The sequence below is a fragment of the Henriciella litoralis genome (assembly GCF_002088935.1).
In the GTDB taxonomy this organism is placed as follows: Bacteria; Pseudomonadota; Alphaproteobacteria; order Caulobacterales; family Hyphomonadaceae; genus Henriciella; species Henriciella litoralis.
This window is the reverse complement of sequence record NZ_NCSS01000004.1, coordinates 336,270-354,146: the sequence shown is the minus strand read 5'-3', so window position 1 is coordinate 354,146 and position 17,877 is coordinate 336,270. Positions and strand designations below refer to the sequence as shown.

Genomic DNA, 17,877 nt, shown 5'->3' with positions numbered 1-17,877 from the left:
CCTCCAACCGGGGGAGCGTTTTTTTTGTAACAAGAGAGTCCGTATTGTTACATAAACATACTCATTGACTCGCTCATTACGGAATAATATGGATTTACCATGGAGGATGTCTCATGACAGAGCCGTTGATGAGTGTTGATGATGTTGCCGCCCGGCTGGGCCTGCATCCGCGGACGGTGCGACGCTATATCCGCGACGGCGAACTGGACGCGCAGAAGATTGGCAAGTCCTACCGGATAACCGCTTCGGCGCTGCAGCGGCTGACGGGCATCGCAGATGCTGGTCCGCGCCCGGCGCGCCGTCATATCGAAGCGTCAAACATTATCGAGATTGAAGGCGTGAGCCGGGATGACGCGATCCGCATCACCAATGCTGTTGTCGCCGCATCCAACGGCCAACGCGCAGATGATCCGGCCTTTCGTGTCGAAACGATGTATGATGAGGCACGCGAGCGACTGAAAGTGGTCTGTCTCGGAAGCCTCAACAGCAATATCGCCATGCTCCGGCTCATCGAGCTTTATTCGGGTGGCGCATGATGGCGCGGTCGCATTTCTACAAAAGCGATGCGGGCAGACAGATTGTCGAAACGGCGTATCGGGACATTCTTTCGCGCTGGCCAGTCGCAAGCGAGCAGCGCTGCATCCAGACGCGGAGCGGCGAGACATTCGTGCTGGCTTGCGGGCCGGAATATGGCCCAGCGCTCATCCTTCTGCACGGCTCGGTCGCGAACTTGGCCAGCTGGATGGGTAATATCGAGACCTATGCCCGACATTTTTGTTGCTATTGCGTCGACATGATCGGAGAGCCCGGCTTTTCGGCGCCGGTGCGCGAGCCGCTGGACAGTGAGGCACATGCGCTTTGGCTGGATGATGTCATGGATGGGCTGGGCCTCCACGCGGCGGTCTTTGTCGGCCTTTCGCTGGGTGGATGGCTGGCGCTCGATTATGCGCGCCGTCGCCCTGATCGCGTGAGCGCAATCGCCGGGATCGCGCCAGCCGGCATCGGCAAGCAGAAGAACATCCTTCTGAAGGCGCTTCCATTGCTGTTCATGGGCAAGAAAGGCGCGATGAAGCTGCGCGACATGGTCCTCGGTCCGCAAATGCGCCAGCAGCATGAGCGACCGCTTGTCGAGCGCTTCGTCGCCTTCAATGCGCTGGTCATGGACAATTTTCGCGGCCGGATCGTGAAGATTCCGCTGCTCTCGGATGAGGAGCTTGCCGGGCTGAAGATGCCAGTTCTCGTCATTGCCGGGGGCAGGGACGTGCTGATCGATTCCGACCACACAAGGACGCGCATCGAGACAGTCGCGCCGCAGATCCGGCTCGATTACAGGCCTGAGGCCTATCACTTCATCCCCGACACGGCTGAACAGATCTGCTTTTTCCTTGAAGCGTCCGGGGCGCTCGACGAATGACCTTGTCCACGATGTCTGTCGCTGGCACCACCGTGCTGGTGATCGATCCAAGCGGACCGAAGCTCGGGAGCGAGGCGGATGCCGCCAGCCTGCTCTCGGATGCATTCGCGGCCGGGGCCGACTGGATTGCCATCCCGGTGGCGCGGCTGGACGAAGATTTCTTCGAGCTGTCGAACCGGAAAGCCGGGTTCTTCCTGCAGAAGATCATCAACTATCAACGCAAGGTCGCCATTGTCGGGGATGTTTCGGGCGCAGTCGAACAGAGCAACGCCTTGCGGGACTTTGTGCGCGAGTCAAACCGTGGCCGCGATGTCTGGTTTGCCGAAACGCTTGATGGCCTTCGCAAAAAGCTTGAACAGCTTTGAGGAAAATTGGGTCGTGAAAGACCGCCTTGTTGCGCTATAGTCCCCGCCAATGTCTGCACCCATTCGTATACCCGATGGCTTCGTTGATGAGCTGAAGGCGCGCCTGCGTCCGTCAGACGTGATCGGGCGCAAGGTGAAGCTGAAGAAGCAGGGCAAGGAATGGGTGGGCCTCTCGCCCTTCACCAATGAGAAGACGCCGAGCTTCTACGTCAACGACCAGAAGCGCATCTTCAAATGCTTTTCCTCCGGCATGGGCGGCGATGTCATCTCCTTCGTCATGGAGACAGAGCGCCTGTCCTTTATGGAAGCGGTCGAGAAGCTCGCCGATGAAGCCGGGATGCAGCTGCCAAAGGCGACCGCCGCGGACGAAGAGACCTATGACCGCCGCAAACGGCTCTACGAGTGCTGCGAGGCGGCCTGCAAATTCTATGAAGACAGGCTCCGCGCGGCTGAAGGCACTGAAGCGCGCGAATATCTCGAAGGCCGCGGCCTTGGGGCAGGCGCCTGGGCGCGCCACAGGCTGGGCTTTGCGCCCGATGACTGGCGAAAGACGATCGATCACTTGAAAGCCGAGAGTTTCGGCATGCAGGAGATCATTGATGCTGGCCTTGCCGTCCAGAAAGAGGGCGGGGGTGAGCCCTATGACCGCTTCCGGGGGCGGGTCATCTTCCCGATCACCGATGTGCGCGGGCAGGTCATCGCGTTTGGTGGGCGCGGGCTGCAGCCGGATGCCAAGCCGAAATATCTCAATTCCAGCGACACTGAGCTCTTCCACAAGGGCCGCGTGCTCTATCGCTACAAGGATGCGCGCGAGGCGTTCGGCAGCACCGATGAAGGCGGCCTGATCGTCACCGAAGGCTATATGGACGCCATTGCGATGACGGAGGCCGGTATCGGCCATGTCGTTGCCCCGCTCGGGACGGCGCTGACCGAGGATCAGCTGACGCTGCTCTGGCGCGCCGGGCCTGAGCCTGTGCTCTGTTTTGATGGCGATGCGGCCGGGCTTCGCGCCGCTGACCGCTCGATTGAGCGCGCCCTGCCGCATCTTGAGCCGGGGCGGTCGCTTTTCTTCTGTCTTCTTTCAGGCGGCATGGACCCTGATGATCTCATCCGCCAGTCCGGCCCCGAAGCGATGCGTCAGGCGCTCGCAGGCGCTCTGCCGCTGGTCGAGGTGCTATGGCGGCGTGAGCGGGACGCTGAAGCCATCGATACGCCGGAACGTCAGGCCGGGCTTGAGGCGCGGTTGATGCAGGCGGCCGGGCAGATCAAGCATCAGGCGGTGCGCACCGCCTATGAACGTGACCTCAAATCACGCATGAATGACTATCTCTGGCAGCAGAGACGCGCGCGACGCACCCCCGGGAAAACGCCCGGGCCGGCCCAAAAGGGCGCGCAGCAAAGCTCGACACCGGCGAAAACACGTGGCCTTGGCCTCATTGTGCGCGCGATCGATGCGCCCCATCTGATCGATATCGGATTTGAGACGCTTTCCATGGCAATTTTCAAGGATGAGGACGTCGCGACCCTCCGTGATGTGATTATTTCCTTGCCACAAGCAGGTGAAGGTGTTGACCGCAAGGCAATCGAGAACCATTTAACTGAATTAGGAAAAATGCGCGCTGCTGAATTGCTCAAAAACTATCCCGAAATTCCTGCTATTGCCCCAGATGGGCCCGAGGAACGGGAATGGCTGATCGCCCTGGAGCAATATGTGGCCCGAGATGAGACCGGCCTTTATGGTGGCGGCGGCGGAGAAGAGGTGACATCGTCACCTGAGAACTGGCGTCGGCTTCATCATGAAGTCTCGGAACGCAAGGCAAGGGCGGCGCGTCTCAATGAGGCGGCAGAGCAAGCAGATCAGGACTGATAGGCTTGTGTCAAATGGTTTGATTGTTGCAGGAGAGAGACTGCGACAGGCGGGAGAAATACATGGCGAAAGCTAAAACGACCGAGCACGAAGACGGCGACCTGGAGACAGAAGACCGTCCGGTGCTCGATCTGAATGACTCCAAGGTCAAGAAATTCATCAAGCAGGCGAAGACCAAAGGCTATGTCACCCATGACGAGCTGAACGCCGTGCTTCCGTCGGACGAGCTGTCATCGGACCAGATTGAGGATACGATGTCGGCCCTGTCTGAAATGGGCATCCAGGTCGTTGAGAATGAAGAGGAGGCGGAAGCCTCCAAGACGACGGCTGTCGCCAAGACCGGCACGACCGCCGTTGCCAAGAAGGGCAATGCGCGCGGCTCTGATCGCACCGATGACCCTGTCCGCATGTATCTGCGTGAGATGGGCGCCGTCGAGCTGCTCTCGCGTGAAGGCGAGATTGCGATCGCCAAGCGTATCGAGGCCGGCCGTGACGCGATGATCCGCGGCCTCTGCGAGAGCCCGCTGACCTTCGAAGCCATGATGGTGTGGCGCGACGAACTTATGAATGAGCGCATTCTGCTGCGCGACCTCATCGATCTTGAAACCACTTATGGCGCGGAAAACCCGACGCCTGAGCCGGAAGAAAAGACCGAAGAGGAAAAGGAAGCCGAAGCCAAGGCCCGCGAGAACGAGACGACCGAAGAGCGTCTTGCCCGCGAAGAGCGCGAGGACGAGGAAGAAGGCGCCGCGATGTCGATGTCGGCCATGGAAGCCGAACTTCGCGACGGCGTTCTCGGCAAGCTCGACGAGATGGCGCTCGCCTTCCATCAGTATCGCAGGCTGCAGGAAAAGCTGGTCGACAAGCGCCTTCAGGGCAAACGCCTGACGCCGGAAGCGCGCGATGAGTATGACGCGCTGGCCCAATCCATCGTCGACAAACTCAAGACGATGCACATCAACAATGCGCGTATCGAAGCGCTTGTTGAGCAGCTCTATGCGATTAACAAGAAGCTGATGGGCCTTGAAGGCAAGCTGATGCGTCTGGCCGATGCCAAGGGCGTGCCGCGCAAGGAATTCCTCGACAGTTACTTCAACAATGAGCTCAATCCGAACTGGAAAGAAGAGACGCTCGAGGGCGCCAAGTCGAAGAAGAAATGGGAAAAGTTCTTCAATGACGAAGCCGAGCAGATCGACGAAATCCGTGAGGAAATCTCGGCTGTCGCGCAGGAAATCGGCGTGCCGATTGATGACTATCGCCTGATCGTTCAGCGTGTCCAGAAAGGTGAGCGCGAAGCCCGCGTCGCCAAGAAGGAAATGGTGGAAGCGAACCTTCGCCTCGTGATCTCGATTGCGAAGAAGTACACCAATCGCGGCCTGCAATTCCTCGATCTCATCCAGGAAGGCAATATCGGCCTGATGAAAGCGGTCGATAAGTTCGAATATCGCCGCGGCTATAAGTTCTCGACCTATGCGACTTGGTGGATCCGCCAGGCGATCACCCGCTCCATCGCGGACCAGGCCCGCACGATCCGTATTCCGGTGCACATGATCGAGACGATCAACAAGATCGTCCGTTCCCAGCGCCAGATGCTGCATGAGATTGGCCGTGAGCCAACGCCGGAAGAACTCGCTGAAAAGCTCGGCCTGCCGCTGGAGAAGATCCGCAAGGTTCTGAAGATCGCAAAAGAGCCGATCTCGCTCGAAACCCCGATTGGCGACGACGAGGACTCCAACCTCGGCGATTTCATCGAGGACAAGATGGCGCTTCTGCCGGTCGATGCGGCGATCCAGTCAAACCTTCGCGAAACCACGACCCGCGTGCTCGCCTCGCTCACCCCGCGTGAAGAACGTGTCCTGCGGATGCGCTTCGGCATCGGCATGAACACCGATCACACGCTGGAAGAAGTCGGCCAGCAGTTCAGCGTGACCCGCGAACGTATCCGCCAGATCGAAGCCAAAGCGCTACGCAAGCTGAAGCACCCAAGCCGAAGCCGAAAGCTGCGGAGCTTTTTGGATACGTAGCAATGGAGTTTGCCAGCTTAGTCCCCGAGCGAGATACTCCGAAGGAACTGGGCTGGCTGCGTTGCATCACGAATTTTGTGTCGGCCGAATGCGCGGCTGGGACAGATTGGGCTCGTCGATACAAAGTAGCCAAGTTTAAACAGCACCCCGACGTTAAAGCGTACTGTGACGAACTTCGTCCCTTCCGCTATTTTGCTGAATCTCTTGGATTGTCAGACGAGACTACATTTATTCTTCGAGAAACGGGCCATCGCATCGACCTGTCGTATTGCGTAAATGGTACGCAAAAGGATTTGCAAATCACCACGTCGTTCTCGGACGTGACTGATTTGCACCCCAACTTATCGGGTGCCGGAAAAAACAATTTCGACGCCGGCTATCAGCGAGCACTTGCTACTGAAGTCACGCGCCGTGACGGCTTTTCATCTCCGACTTCTTTGTACGTGCGAAATACGCAGGGGCGTGCGGTTGCGCTCGAAGAATCGAAACGGATGCACACGGCTGAGCAACTTGCAGCAGCACTTGTGTCGGGATTGAAGACCTCTGCAGCCAGCAAAATGAAGCCCAACTACAATAATTGCGATCTGCTCGTCTGGCACACTGGCTATGAAGACTATTATAACCCGGACTACAGTGCGATCGTGCAACGGGCTTGGGATCCTGAGTTCGTGGGATACTTTAACGCTGTCCATTTCATGGTCGACTATGCTCTCATTAGCTTTGACGCCAATGGTCGATGCGTTAAGTCATAGTTTGACAACCTTTGCCAATCTGCCCGCCTTCTGCCCCTGAAGGAGACGCGCATGGCCACGATGAATATCTCTCTGCCGCAGCAGATGAAGGACTGGGTTGAGGCGCAGACGGCGGATGGGGCTTATTCCAACACATCCGATGTCGTGCGTGACCTTATCCGGCGTGAGCAAGTGAAGCGCGACAAGCTCGCGGCGCTCCAGCTGAAGCTGGATGAGGGGGAAACGAGCGATTATGTCGAGATCGATACGCGGCGCTATTTCGAGGATTGGCGGCAGGACTGAGCGGCCTCTAGCGATACGCTTCAGTCAGTTGGGCAACCGGCCTCAACCCACTTCTCCACCCTAAATAAACTCGATTGACGGTTTTTCGGGCGCAGATTACTTGGGATTTGAGGGTTGAGATAATAATAATGCGGGGGGGAATCCGTGACATCACGATCAATGGTGCGTCGGCTATTGGGCATGGCGGCGGCGGCACTGGCGCTGACCGGATGCGTCTCAGGGCCGTATACTGTCTATCCACTTGGCCAGACGAGCGAATTGGGGGCGGCCTTCAAGGCAGACCTTGCCGCCTCGGCGGAAGACACGATCCGAACGGCCAAGTCTGGCGAAATCCTGTTTGAACAGCCGATCAGCTATGCGCGCCTCATGGTGCTTGAAAACACGATCCAACCGGCGAAAAATCTCGATAATTCGCTCCAGAGCCGCGAAGTGACCTTCAATGAAGGGGATGTGTACTTCCAGGCGATAGATGCCGCTGACCAGCTGAATCTGGTGGCGTGCTCCACGCACGAGCCCGTCAAACTCACCCGTTATCTGGCCAAAGATACGCCGACGTATCTAAAGCTCTGTTTCGTTCTCGAGCCTTTGAGCGGAGACGTGAAACTCAACGATATCAAGACGGATCGCGAAAGCTTCTCTTCATCCCAGTTTTTCTTCGTAACCGCACCATCGTCCTTCAATGACTTTGGCGCGCCCTATCAGGCCCTGACCTACTGGCCGATCGATCACATTCTTGAAACGACGGAACCGGCAAGGTTCAAACTTCTGGACGCCGATGCCGACGCGTCTGAAAAACCAACGACCGTTGCGGTCCGCTTTCTCAAGGACGGCGGCAAATACAGCCTTGAGCCGGTGTATTCAACGGGGCAGGCGTCGAGTGTGATGCGGCATGAGCCGGTCCTGATCGATCCATCGGAGACGTTTCCGAAAACGGTCAAGCTGCAGGAGGCGGAAATCGAGCTTCTGGCTCTGACAGATGACACGCTGGCTTACCGCATCCTGTCAGGCTTTTCGCCCGACCGGACGTACATTCTCGACCTGCCGGAATGATGCGTTTCGCGTCACGCTAAAATTGATTTGACGGTTTTTCAAGACAGGCGTACGGCAGAATCCGAGGAATATTTCAAAAAAAAGGGGAGGCGATTTGAGCGCAGTTTCCGGTATCGCGTCGGCGGTTAGCAACAGGCTGAACGCGCGTCGCACTTGGGGCAGGACGGCCGCTATTGCGGGCCTCGTGCTTTCATCATTTGCCGTGACAGGGTGCGCGACAGCGCCGACCAATATCAGTTTTGACGGGGCGTCCGGCACCGAACTTCAGACCGGCTTCGACGCAAGCGGTGCGGACGAAGCGATCCTGATCGTGGCCGTCGGCCCGGTTGGCACGGGCGGCGCCTATGAGTTCCGGCCCGTTGATCGGGAGAACGGGACATTTCTCAGTGGGCCGATTTATCTCGGCTTCGGCTCGTGGGGCATTGGCGACAAGATGCAGCGCCCGGCCGATGAGGCGTCGTCTATCTGGGTGCTGCAGGATGAGATCAACTTCCTGATCAAGAAAGTGAAGCCCGGCCTCTATGCGGCGAATAATGCAAGCTGGAACACGTTTAACGGCGTCTCGTCCGGCTCTGCCTGGCTTTGCCGCAAGGACGGCGCCGCCTCGTTCGAGATCAAGCCGGGAACGATCAACCTCGTCTCGTCGCGCGACGCTTTCCCGCCGGGGATCGTGACGCGGCTCAGCTCAACGCATTCAATGGAAGACGTGCTCGCGCAGTTTGAGCGCACGCGCGTCAACTATCCGGATCTCAAAGGTGAGCCTGTGCTTGTCCCGCCCACGTTCGAAACCCGCTGGGAGCCAAAGCCGGGCTTCTTTTCCGATGCCTGCAATTCGGTCGCCGACGGCTCTCTGACGGTGACGCCGATCCGGCTATCGGTCGAGGATGGCGAACCAGATGAGGCGGACAAGGCAGCCATCGCGCTCGCCCTGAAGAATATCGAGAACGCGGCGCAGGCCGAAACCTCGGAAGAGCCAAAGCCCGCCCCAGCAGATATGGAAGGCCAGCCATGAAGACGATGTCCCTGAAACGTGCCGGTCGCCCCGGCCTGATCGCGGCGGCCGCGCTTATGGTCACTGGCTGCGTGATCAGCCCAGACATTATCCTCCCCATGGGCGCCAGCGCGCCGATTGATCCAGCGCTGCTGGCGGACCCGTCACGGCCATCGGCTGAGACGATCCGGACCGCGAAATCAGGCGAGCTTCTGTTTGAGCAATCGGTTAGCAATGCTGCCGTGCTTGAACTTCTGAATACGGTCGTGCCCACAGAAGACATCAGCATGAATGTCTCCAAGCGGACGGTGGAGATCACCGAGGGCATGAAATTCTATACCGCGCTCAATATTGGGTCTGAGACGGCGATGGTGGCGTGTTCCTTCGAGAGGCCCGTAAAATCGGTCGCGAGGCTCAACCCCAGCGCCGTCGGACACGAGAAACTCTGCTTCACGCTGGTGACACTGGACGACAAGGTGGACCCTGACAGTATCGAGCGCGACCCGGAGACGCTGACCTCGTCGACCTTTTATGTCGCCAGCGGCCCCATTGGAGCCATTATGGGGCCGCCAGGGCCGTATCAGAAGCTCTATCGCTGGGAGCCTAATCTCTTCACCTATCAGACGACAGAGCCGGCCCGGTTCAAGAAACTGGATGCCGATGCGGAACGGGGCGAGACAGGGCCGGATGTGGCCGTCAGATTTACGGCGACGCCAGAAGGCGGCGAGCTTCAGCGGGTCTACATTACGGGCTCTCAGGTGAAGGCGACGACAGGCGAGCCGGTCCTCATCAAGCCTGACATGACCTTTCCAGCCGTGAGCAAAGTTGGCGGGGCAGAGATTGAACTGCTCGCGCTCAATGATGGCGTGCTGGCTTACCGCATTCTCTCAGGGTTCGACGATCAGGCCGTCTATTTCATCGACCTGCCGGAGTGAAGCCCTCGGCCCGGTAGAGGATTGGGCTAGCGCCGCTTGCGAGCTTCGGAGGGGCGCTCGCCAAATGTTTGCGATGACTGTGCTTCGTGCATATCAGCGCTTTGGTTAAAGCAACCAAAGCCTGCTGCTGACGTTGTGTTGATATAAGCGTGGCTCGCCTGTAGGGGCCGCGTTCCCGCACAGGAAAGTCAACGCAATGCGCATCCAGATCGACGCACAACTCGACTATAATTTCCCGCAGCCAGCAGATGTCTTGCTGGCACTGAAGGCGCGGCCGCTGGATGACCAGATCATCGTGTCGGACTCGCTGGATATTAGCGGCAATGCTGACCTGGGCTTTCTTGCCGATGCGGACGCGTCAGACACACGTTGCTGGATGGCCGCGGCCGGGCCGGTGAGCATTCGCTACACCGCGACCGTCGATGTGACCCGTGGCCCGGTGGAGCTGGCTGGCAAGCATGTGCCACCGCGCGCCCAGCTACCCGCGGACGTCATCAGCTATCTGATGCCGAGCCACTATTGCTGCGGCGCCGATGTCGAGGCGTTTGCACGCAATCAGCTGTCTGACGTGCAAGGCGGTGATCAAGTCCTGAAAATGGCGGACTGGATCTTCAACAATTTCGAATATGTGCCGGGCGCCAGCGATGCCGATACCACGGCAGAGGACACGTTCCACGCGCGCAAGGGCGTTTGCCGTGACTATGCGCACGTCCTCATCACTTTCGCCCGCGCGGTCGGCATTCCGGCCCGCATGGTGTCTGCCTATGCGCCGAACATTCAGCCGCCTGATTTTCACGCAGTTGTTGAAGTCTGGCTCGATGATGGTTGGCATCTGGTCGATCCGACGCGTCTGGCGCGGCCCGACAATATGGTCCGCATCATCACGGGCCGCGACGCCATCGATATCAGCTTCATGACCGTTTTCGGCATCGGCCAATTGAACGCGCAAAACGTCTCAGCGATCGTGCTGGATGACGCTGAGAGCGAACAAGCGGCCTGATCAGGCGGCCTTGATCCGATAAACGCAGCGACGCGCGCCGGCGAGGATGTGGTCTTCCCGCGTGACCTTCGTGTCCGGGCCCAGCGCGTCCTGAAACACCTGCAGCTCGTTCTTGCAGAGCCGTGTACAGGCCTTGGCGGCTGAACAGATCGGGCAATGGTTCTCAATCAGCAGGAAATCATCGCCATCCTCAGCGGCGGTGGCCATATACCCCTCGGCTGAGCGCAGTTCAGTGAGGCGTTCGACCCTCTCAGACAGCTTATCATGCCCGGCCATATGGCCGCGATAGGCGACGAGCTGTGTGTCGCTATGGCGGTCTATGACGCGAGCGAGGCCCTCTTCGCCGAAAATCTCCCGGATCGTGCCGATCATTTCCAGCGCAAGGCCCTGATGGGCATCAGGGAAGGCGCGGGCGGCGGCTTCGGTCAGCGACCAGATCTTGGTTGGCCGACCCCTGCCGCTCGGCTTCGAGGTCTCTTCGATCAAGCCTTCCTCAGCGAGTTCATAAAGGTGCAGGCGTACCGCCATCGCTGTCACGCCGAGGGTCTCGGCGAGCGCGCCGGCAGATTGCGGCCCCCCACGCTTTAGCAGGTCGAGTACCGTATTGCGGCTGGGCGTCAGGGCAGGTTTGGTCGCGGTCTTTGGCATGAATTATTTATAAAAGGGATTGCTTTCGAAAACAAGCGGGAATAAATAAAGTAAAATCTTTCATAAATGGAGATCCCTCATGGTCCGCCTCGAACACGCCAATCTCGTCGTCACTGACATAGCGCCCACACTGGATTTCCTGAAAGCGGCCTTCCCGCACTGGCGCGTCCGGGGCGGCGGCAAGGGGGAGTGGTATGGCAAGCCGCGCGAGTGGCTGCATTTCGGTGATGACGAGTTTTACATTGCCCTCTCCGACAATGGCGAAGGCGCGCCGCGAGACCTCAAGGGCCATGAGCCGGGACTGGCTCATCTGGCGTTTGAGGTGTCCGATCTCGACCGGACGATCGAGAAGCTCGAAGCGGCCGGATACAAGATTACAAATCCCGGCGCGTATACCGAACATCGCCGCAACGTCTATTTCATCGACGGCAACAATATCGAATTCGAGTTTGTGCAATACCTGTCAGATGATCCGGCCGAGAAGAACCGGTATGACTGACGCGCCGCCCCGATCAGAGCTCGGCGAAGGTGTCACAGCTGTCTGGATTGCCGGAGCGGTAGCCACGCAGCAGCCATTCCTTGCGCTGAGCGGAACTGCCATGGGTGAAGTTTTCCGGGTTCACATTCTGCCCGGCGCGGCGCTGGAGCGCGTCGTCGCCGATAGCGCTGGCGGTCTCGAGGCCTTCACCGATATCACCTTCTTCAAGCGAGACGCGGCCATTCGAGGCGGCGCTGGCATTGGCGGCCCAGACCCCGGCATAGCAGTCAGCCTGAAGCTCCAGGGCGACGCCATAGCGATTGGCTTCCGCCTTGCTGCGGGCTGATTGCTGGGCCTGGCGCACTTTCTGCGAGGCGCCGGTCAGCGTCTGGACGTGATGGCCGAACTCATGCGCGATGACATAGGCTTTGGCAAAGTCAGCGCCGGAAGCGCCGAGCTGGGTTTCCATCTGTTTCCAGAAGGTGAGATCGAGATAAACCGTCTGGTCGGCTGGGCAGTAGAATGGCCCCATAGCAGCCTGACCATAGCCGCAGCCTGTATTGGTGCCTTGCGTGTAGAGAACGGTGTTCGGTGGGCGGTAGCCTGACATCGCGCTGGACCAGACATCATTGATGTTGGAGCCGATCACATCGACAAACACGCCGGCCTCGTCTTCCGGCGTGCCGACCTCGCCGCGCTCCTGCTGGCCCGCGCCGCCAAACTGGCTGGCGACCTTCTGCGTGGTCTCAGGGTCGATGCCAAACACGAGATAGCCGATCAGGCCGAGCACTGCGACGCCAAGGCCGCCGCCGACAGCTGTCGATTTCATGCCGCGTCTGTCCTCGATACGGCCCCCGCGGCGTCCACCTTTCCACTTCATACTGATCTCCTGTTGAGCCGCGTGCAAATAAGCGTCGGGCTACGTGTTTGTTCCTGTTATGATGGCAATCCTAGACCCGGTCGCCCTGATCGTCATCATCCAATGCTGACGGGCCGACCTCCAGACCCGGAAAATTTGATTCCGACTTGTCAGTCTCCAAGGTGCGTGGTTAATTCGATTTATCGTTTAACGGAAAACATGGGGCCTCGACACATGACCGGACTGAATAGAATTCTGAAAAATAGCGCCTGCGCGGCCGCAACCCTGGTTCTTGCAGGCGGCGTGTTCAGTGCATCGGCGCAAATCGAGTCAGACCCCTCGGAATCCAGCGTCGAAGCGCCTGCTGAAACCGTCCGTTATGTCTGGGACCTTTCCGACCTCTATGCCACCCCGGAAGACTGGGAAGCGGCGTATGAAGACATCAGCGGGCAAATCGGCACGATCAAGGATTTTCAAGGCACACTGGGCAATAGCGGCGAGGACATGGCGACCGCGTTTCGTACCGTCTCTGATCTTGCCCGCAACGCCGTTCGCCTCTCGACCTATGCCAATCTGAAGTTCGACGAAAACCAGCGCGATGCTGACGCGCAGGAGCGCCAGGGCCGCGCGCGCAATCTGTTCCAGCAATTCGGGGAAGCCACCAGCTGGATGGACCCTGAATTGCTGAGCGTCGGTGAGGAGAAGGTCCGCGTATTTCTCGATGAAACCCCTGAGCTTGAGCCGTTCCGCCATTCGATAGAGAACACGCTGCGTCAGGCGCCGCATACGCTGGATGCGAAAGGTGAGGCGCTTCTCGCGCAGGCGGGTCTCGCGCTCTCGCAGCCAGGCCAGATCTACAGCCTGTACGCCAACGCCTCGATCCCATGGCCGACGCTGACCCTGGCTGACGGCACCGAGGTCAAACTCAATCAGGCTGGCTATTCGCGCTATCGCGGCACAGCGAACCGCGAGGATCGCAAGGCGGTGTTCGACACGTTCTGGGGCGCCTGGGACACCTATAAGAACGGCATGGGGGCGACCCTCAATGCGCAAGTTCAATCAGCGGTCTTCCGGGCTAAGGCCCGCAATTATGACAGCGTCCTGCAGCGGGCCTTGTTTGACGATGCCCTGCCGCCAGAAGTCTATACCGAGCTGGTCGATCAGGTGAATGAGGCGCTGCCGGTCTTCCATCGCTATCTTGAGCTGCGTGGCCGGATGCTCGGCGTTGAGGATCTTCGCTATTACGATATCTATCCGCCGATCATTGAAGCCGATACCGGCGTCTTTGACCTCACCCGCTCTGAAGAGCTGACCTTTGAGGCGCTGAAACCTTTCGGTGAGGAATATCTTGGCCTGCTTCGTGAGGGGCTTGATGGCCAATGGATGCATTCGCACCCGCAGGAGGGCAAGGAAACGGGCGCCTATATGTCCGGCTCTGCCTATGATGTGCACCCTTACGTCCTGCTCAATCACAATGACGATTACGATTCCATGTCGACCTTCGCGCATGAGTGGGGACATGCGGTTCACACGCTGCTCGCCCAGTCCGAACAGCCATGGGAGACAGCCGGATATTCGACCTTCATCGCGGAGATGGCCTCCACCATCAACGAGATCCTGCTCGAAGAATACATGATCGCGAATGCCGAGACGAAGGAAGAGAAGCTCTATTATCTCGGCTACGCACTGGAGAGCCTGCGTGGCACCTTCTTCCGGCAGACCATGTTTGGCGAGTTTGAACTGGCGATCCACGAGGCCGCCGAACGGGGCGAACCTCTGTCCGGCACCAAGCTGACCGAGATCTATGGCGAGCTTCTGCGCAAGTATCACGGCGAAGCTGAAGGCGTGATGACCATCGATGATGTCTACACCAATGAGTGGGCCTACATTCCGCACTTCTATTATGAGTTCTACGTCTACCAGTATGCGACATCCATCTCGGGCGCGGCCTGGTTCTCCGAACAGTTCCTGGCCGGAGATGACGAAGTGCGCGAGAACTTCATCAATGTCCTGAAGGCCGGTGGGTCTGACTATCCGGCCAATATCCTGATCAATGAGGCGGGCCTCGACATGACCAAGCCGGATGCCTATCAGGCCGCCGTGCGTCGGATGACCAGCCTGATGGACCGGATCGACGCGCTGCTCGAAGAGGAATAGGGCGTCGGATTGAGTGCGCGGCGTCTGGCCGTCAGGCGCCGCGGTCCCGCTTTCCGTGATTTGAGAGGGTCGACACAAGCGCCTGTACGCTTTCGCGCAGGCGGTCGACTTCGGCCGGGTCGCCGTCGAAGCCCTGCGTGAGCGTCTCTGGCACCTGTTCGGCCTGTTTGCGAAGCGCGCGACCTTGATCGGTGAGGGACACCTGCACCCGGCGCTCATCTTCCGGGTCACGCTTTCGCTCAACGAGGCCTGCCTGTTCCATCCGCTTCAGCAGCGGGGTCAGCGTGCCGCTGTCGAGATAGAGCGCCTCACCCAAGGCCCCGACCGTTCGCGGTGAGCTCTCCCACAGGGCGAGCATGACGAGATATTGCGGATAGGTGAGGCCGAGTTCGGACAGCACCGGACGATACAGCCTGTTGATCAGGTTGGAGGCCGCATAGAGCGGGAAACAAATCTGCCTGTCGAGGCGGAGCGGATCGTCCGGTGTCTGTCTATCAGTCATGTCGGCAGACTATCACCGCGTCTTAACGGTGTAGGCAACATCGATATTGCCGCGCACGGCGTTGGAGTAGGGGCAGGTTTTCTCTGCCGCATCGACTAGGGCCTCTGCTTGCGCCTGTTCGAGGCCTGTAATCGTGGTCTCGAGCGCCACGCTGAGGCCGAAACCACCTGACCCGTTCGGTCCGATGCCGACTGTGGCGACGACGTCGACATCCTTGTCTTTGACTGGGAATTTCTGGGCACGCGCGGTGTGGATCACAGCATTGCCGAAGCAGGCTGCGAAACCGCCAGCGAACATCTGCTCTGGATTGGTTTTGCCGCCCGGGCCGCCAAGACCGGCAGGCGGAGCGATGTGCAGGTCCAGGATGCCATCCTCAGATTGCACATGACCCTGCCGTCCACCGGTTGAGGTAACGCGCGTCGAATAAAATTCACTCATGATTGTCTCCATTGTTGGTAAGCAATTAAATTGTGCGCAACATAAAAGCTTCAAGAGCCTTTCTGTCTTAAATCATCATTGGTGCGCAAAACCGGTTCGGCTTGAACCGCATAGGTGGGCTGATCGACGCTGGTCCGGGCCACACAATTCCGCAAAAGAAAGCGCCCGCAGGACAGTGTCTTGCGGGCGCCTTTTTATTTGATTTGTACCGGGCGCTAGCTGGCGGCGTTCAGCGCCTGGTCGAGGTCTGCGATAAGGTCGCTCGCCCCTTCAATGCCGATAGAGAGGCGCACCACGTCTGGTGCGGCACCGGCGGCGACCTGCTGCTCTTCGGTCAGCTGACGGTGGGTGGTCGAGGCCGAATGGATGACCAGCGAGCGCGCATCGCCGAGATTGGCGACATGGCTGAACAGCTTCAGGCTCTCGACGAACTTCACGCAGGAATCGTATCCGCCCTTCAGCTTGATGGTGAACAGCGCGCCTGCGCCTTTCGGACAGAGGCGTTTTGCCCGTTCCTTGTAAGGCGAGGAATCAAGGCCCGGATAAGTGACGGCGGCGACGGCGGGGTGCTTTTCCAGCCATTCGGCAATCGTCTGCGCATTCTCGACATGCTTTGCCATGCGCAGCGACAGCGTCTCGATGCCAAGCAGGGTGTAGTGGGCCGCTTGCGGGTTCAGCGTCATGCCGAGATCGCGCAGGCCGATGGCGATGCCGTGGAACATGAAGGCGGCCGGCCCGAACGTCTCATGGAAGTTCAGCCCGTGATAGGCAGGCTCTGGCTGTGACAGGGACGGGAACTTGTCAGAGGCCGACCAGTCAAACTTGCCACTATCGACGACCACGCCGCCGGTGACGGTGCCATTGCCGGTGAGGTATTTCGTCATGGAGCTGACGACCAGCGTCGCGCCATGATCGATCGGACGGCAGAGATAGGCCGTCGCCGTGGTGTTATCGACGATCAGCGGCAGGCCCGCGCCATTGGCAATTTCCGCAATGGCGTCGAGGTCGGTGACATAGCCGCCGGGATTGGCAATCGTCTCGCAGAAGATTGCGCGCGTATCCTCATCGATTGCGGCTTTGATCGCGTCGAGATCGTCGAAATCGACAAAGCGCGCCGACCAGCCGAAGCGTTTGAAGGTCTGGCTGAACTGGGTGATCGTTCCGCCATAGAGCCGGGTGGACACCACGACATTGCGGCCTGGCATCATCAGCGGGAACAGGGCCATGATCTGCGCCGCGTGACCGGACGAGCAGCAGACCGCGCCGGCGCCGCCTTCAAGCGCGGCCATACGGGTCTGCAGGGCGCCAATCGTAGGATTGGTCAGGCGCGAATAGATGTAGCCGACTTCCTGCAGGCCGAAGAGCCTGGCCGCGTGCTCTGCATCGCGGAAGACATATGAGGTTGTCTGGTAGATCGGTGTCTGAACCGCGCCCGTGGCCGGGTCCGGCTCGGCGCCGGCGTGGATCTGCAGCGTATCGAAGTCATTCATCGGTTTGTCAGTCATCTGGTCGTTTCCCTCAGTTTGATGGTGTCGGTGTGGCGTCCGGTTACGCCCTGCGGCCGTTTTCTGCATTGGGGGACGCAAATGTCCAATGCTTTCTGGCGGGCTGTCGCGGAGGAACGCGGTGAAGAGACAAAATATCGCGATAGCTGACAGAGGCGCGCGGCGTACCTATCTTTGCAGGTGCATGATCAAGACACTCACCCTCAAAAGCACGGGCCCCGGCCTTTATGAGTTTACCAGCGCCGCGCGCGACTTTGTTGCAGGCGCAGGCCTATCCGAAGGCCTGCTGACGGTCTTCGTGCGCCACACCTCATGCTCTCTGATCATTCAGGAGAACGCCGACCCTGACGTGCAGGCCGATCTGCAGGCCTTTTTCCGCCGTTTGGTGCCGCCCTCAAATGATCCATCGATGAGCTGGATCGTGCATGACATGGAAGGGCCAGACGATATGCCGGCCCATATCAAGGCCGCGCTGACGCAGACATCCATCGGCATCCCCGTCTGCGAAGGCACCATGATGCTCGGCACATGGCAGGGCCTCTACTTGTTCGAACATCGCGACCGGCCGCACACCAGGCAGGTCGTGCTGCAACTCATCGGAGGTTAGCCC

19 protein-coding genes are annotated in these 17,877 nt (G+C 59.2%); 14 read left to right on the top strand and 5 right to left on the bottom strand.

The window, feature by feature from the left end; translation table 11 throughout:
* The first annotated feature begins 113 nt into the window (after positions 1-113).
* The 11 genes from B8783_RS01665 (at position 114) to B8783_RS01615 (ending at position 10,680) form a co-directional block, all read left to right on the top strand.
* Positions 114-536, top strand: coding sequence for a helix-turn-helix domain-containing protein (locus B8783_RS01665; RefSeq protein ID WP_084418037.1), 423 nt, complete (start codon positions 114-116; stop codon positions 534-536).
* A complete protein-coding gene (locus tag B8783_RS01660) occupies positions 536-1,414 on the top strand; it encodes an alpha/beta fold hydrolase (protein ID WP_233355635.1) in 879 nt (292 codons plus the stop codon). The genes B8783_RS01665 and B8783_RS01660 overlap by 1 nt, the downstream gene beginning before the upstream one ends.
* Entirely contained in the window at positions 1,411-1,779 is a 369-nt protein-coding gene (locus B8783_RS01655; RefSeq protein ID WP_139792206.1) for a DUF4180 domain-containing protein, read from the top strand. Before B8783_RS01660 ends, B8783_RS01655 begins: the two co-directional genes overlap by 4 nt.
* A gap of 49 nt (positions 1,780-1,828) precedes the next feature.
* Positions 1,829-3,646, top strand: coding sequence for a DNA primase (gene dnaG, locus B8783_RS01650; RefSeq protein ID WP_084418035.1), 1,818 nt, complete (start codon positions 1,829-1,831; stop codon positions 3,644-3,646).
* A gap of 62 nt (positions 3,647-3,708) precedes the next feature.
* Positions 3,709-5,670: an RNA polymerase sigma factor RpoD gene (gene rpoD / locus B8783_RS01645; RefSeq protein WP_084418034.1), complete on the top strand. Its 1,962-nt coding sequence runs from the start codon at positions 3,709-3,711 to the stop codon at positions 5,668-5,670.
* Positions 5,671-5,672: 2 nt separating this feature from the next.
* A complete protein-coding gene (locus tag B8783_RS01640; RefSeq protein ID WP_084418033.1) occupies positions 5,673-6,422 on the top strand; it encodes a hypothetical protein in 750 nt (249 codons plus the stop codon).
* A gap of 51 nt (positions 6,423-6,473) precedes the next feature.
* The gene (locus tag B8783_RS01635; protein WP_084418032.1) at positions 6,474-6,704 is read left to right on the top strand and encodes a type II toxin-antitoxin system ParD family antitoxin; all 231 of its coding nucleotides are present in this window, start codon (positions 6,474-6,476) and stop codon (positions 6,702-6,704) included.
* A gap of 144 nt (positions 6,705-6,848) precedes the next feature.
* The gene (locus tag B8783_RS01630) at positions 6,849-7,754 is read left to right on the top strand and encodes a hypothetical protein (protein ID WP_139792205.1); all 906 of its coding nucleotides are present in this window, start codon (positions 6,849-6,851) and stop codon (positions 7,752-7,754) included.
* Between the two features lie 94 nt (positions 7,755-7,848).
* The gene (locus B8783_RS01625; protein ID WP_139792204.1) at positions 7,849-8,766 is read left to right on the top strand and encodes a hypothetical protein; all 918 of its coding nucleotides are present in this window, start codon (positions 7,849-7,851) and stop codon (positions 8,764-8,766) included.
* Positions 8,763-9,680 carry a hypothetical protein gene (locus B8783_RS01620; RefSeq protein ID WP_084418029.1) on the top strand — a complete coding sequence of 306 codons (918 nt, stop codon included), beginning with the start codon at positions 8,763-8,765 and terminating at the stop codon, positions 9,678-9,680. The genes B8783_RS01625 and B8783_RS01620 overlap by 4 nt, the downstream gene beginning before the upstream one ends.
* Before the next feature lie 196 nt (positions 9,681-9,876).
* Positions 9,877-10,680, top strand: a complete 804-nt coding sequence (locus B8783_RS01615; protein ID WP_084418028.1) for a transglutaminase-like domain-containing protein — start codon at positions 9,877-9,879, stop codon at positions 10,678-10,680.
* Here the strand turns inward: B8783_RS01615 and B8783_RS01610 are convergent, their stop codons facing one another.
* A complete protein-coding gene (locus B8783_RS01610; protein ID WP_084418027.1) occupies positions 10,681-11,328 on the bottom strand; it encodes a helix-turn-helix transcriptional regulator in 648 nt (215 codons plus the stop codon).
* Between the two features lie 79 nt (positions 11,329-11,407).
* On the opposite strand from B8783_RS01610, the gene B8783_RS01605 reads away from it, so the two are divergent.
* Positions 11,408-11,827, top strand: a complete 420-nt coding sequence (locus tag B8783_RS01605; RefSeq protein ID WP_084418026.1) for a VOC family protein — start codon at positions 11,408-11,410, stop codon at positions 11,825-11,827.
* A 13-nt stretch (positions 11,828-11,840) separates the two neighbouring features.
* Here B8783_RS01605 and ypfJ read toward each other — a convergent pair whose 3' ends face one another.
* Positions 11,841-12,686 (bottom strand): KPN_02809 family neutral zinc metallopeptidase, encoded by an 846-nt coding sequence (gene ypfJ / locus B8783_RS01600; protein ID WP_084418025.1) that lies wholly within the window; start codon positions 12,684-12,686, stop codon positions 11,841-11,843.
* 213 nt (positions 12,687-12,899) lie between these two features.
* On the opposite strand from ypfJ, the gene pepF reads away from it, so the two are divergent.
* Complete coding sequence (pepF, locus tag B8783_RS01595) at positions 12,900-14,822, top strand: oligoendopeptidase F (RefSeq protein WP_084418024.1); 1,923 nt, start codon at positions 12,900-12,902, stop codon at positions 14,820-14,822.
* Positions 14,823-14,853: 31 nt separating this feature from the next.
* Here pepF and B8783_RS01590 read toward each other — a convergent pair whose 3' ends face one another.
* From B8783_RS01590 to B8783_RS01580, 3 genes are all read right to left on the bottom strand, one after another.
* A complete protein-coding gene (locus tag B8783_RS01590; protein ID WP_084418023.1) occupies positions 14,854-15,324 on the bottom strand; it encodes a MarR family winged helix-turn-helix transcriptional regulator in 471 nt (156 codons plus the stop codon).
* 12 nt (positions 15,325-15,336) lie between these two features.
* Positions 15,337-15,762, bottom strand: a complete 426-nt coding sequence (locus B8783_RS01585; protein ID WP_084418022.1) for an organic hydroperoxide resistance protein — start codon at positions 15,760-15,762, stop codon at positions 15,337-15,339.
* Positions 15,763-15,977: 215 nt separating this feature from the next.
* Positions 15,978-17,267: an O-acetylhomoserine aminocarboxypropyltransferase/cysteine synthase family protein gene (locus tag B8783_RS01580; RefSeq protein ID WP_084418021.1), complete on the bottom strand. Its 1,290-nt coding sequence runs from the start codon at positions 17,265-17,267 to the stop codon at positions 15,978-15,980.
* A 184-nt stretch (positions 17,268-17,451) separates the two neighbouring features.
* Here B8783_RS01580 and B8783_RS01575 point away from each other — a divergent pair, with 184 nt between their 5' ends.
* Entirely contained in the window at positions 17,452-17,874 is a 423-nt protein-coding gene (locus B8783_RS01575) for a secondary thiamine-phosphate synthase enzyme YjbQ (protein WP_084418020.1), read from the top strand.
* Positions 17,875-17,877: the final 3 nt, after the last annotated feature.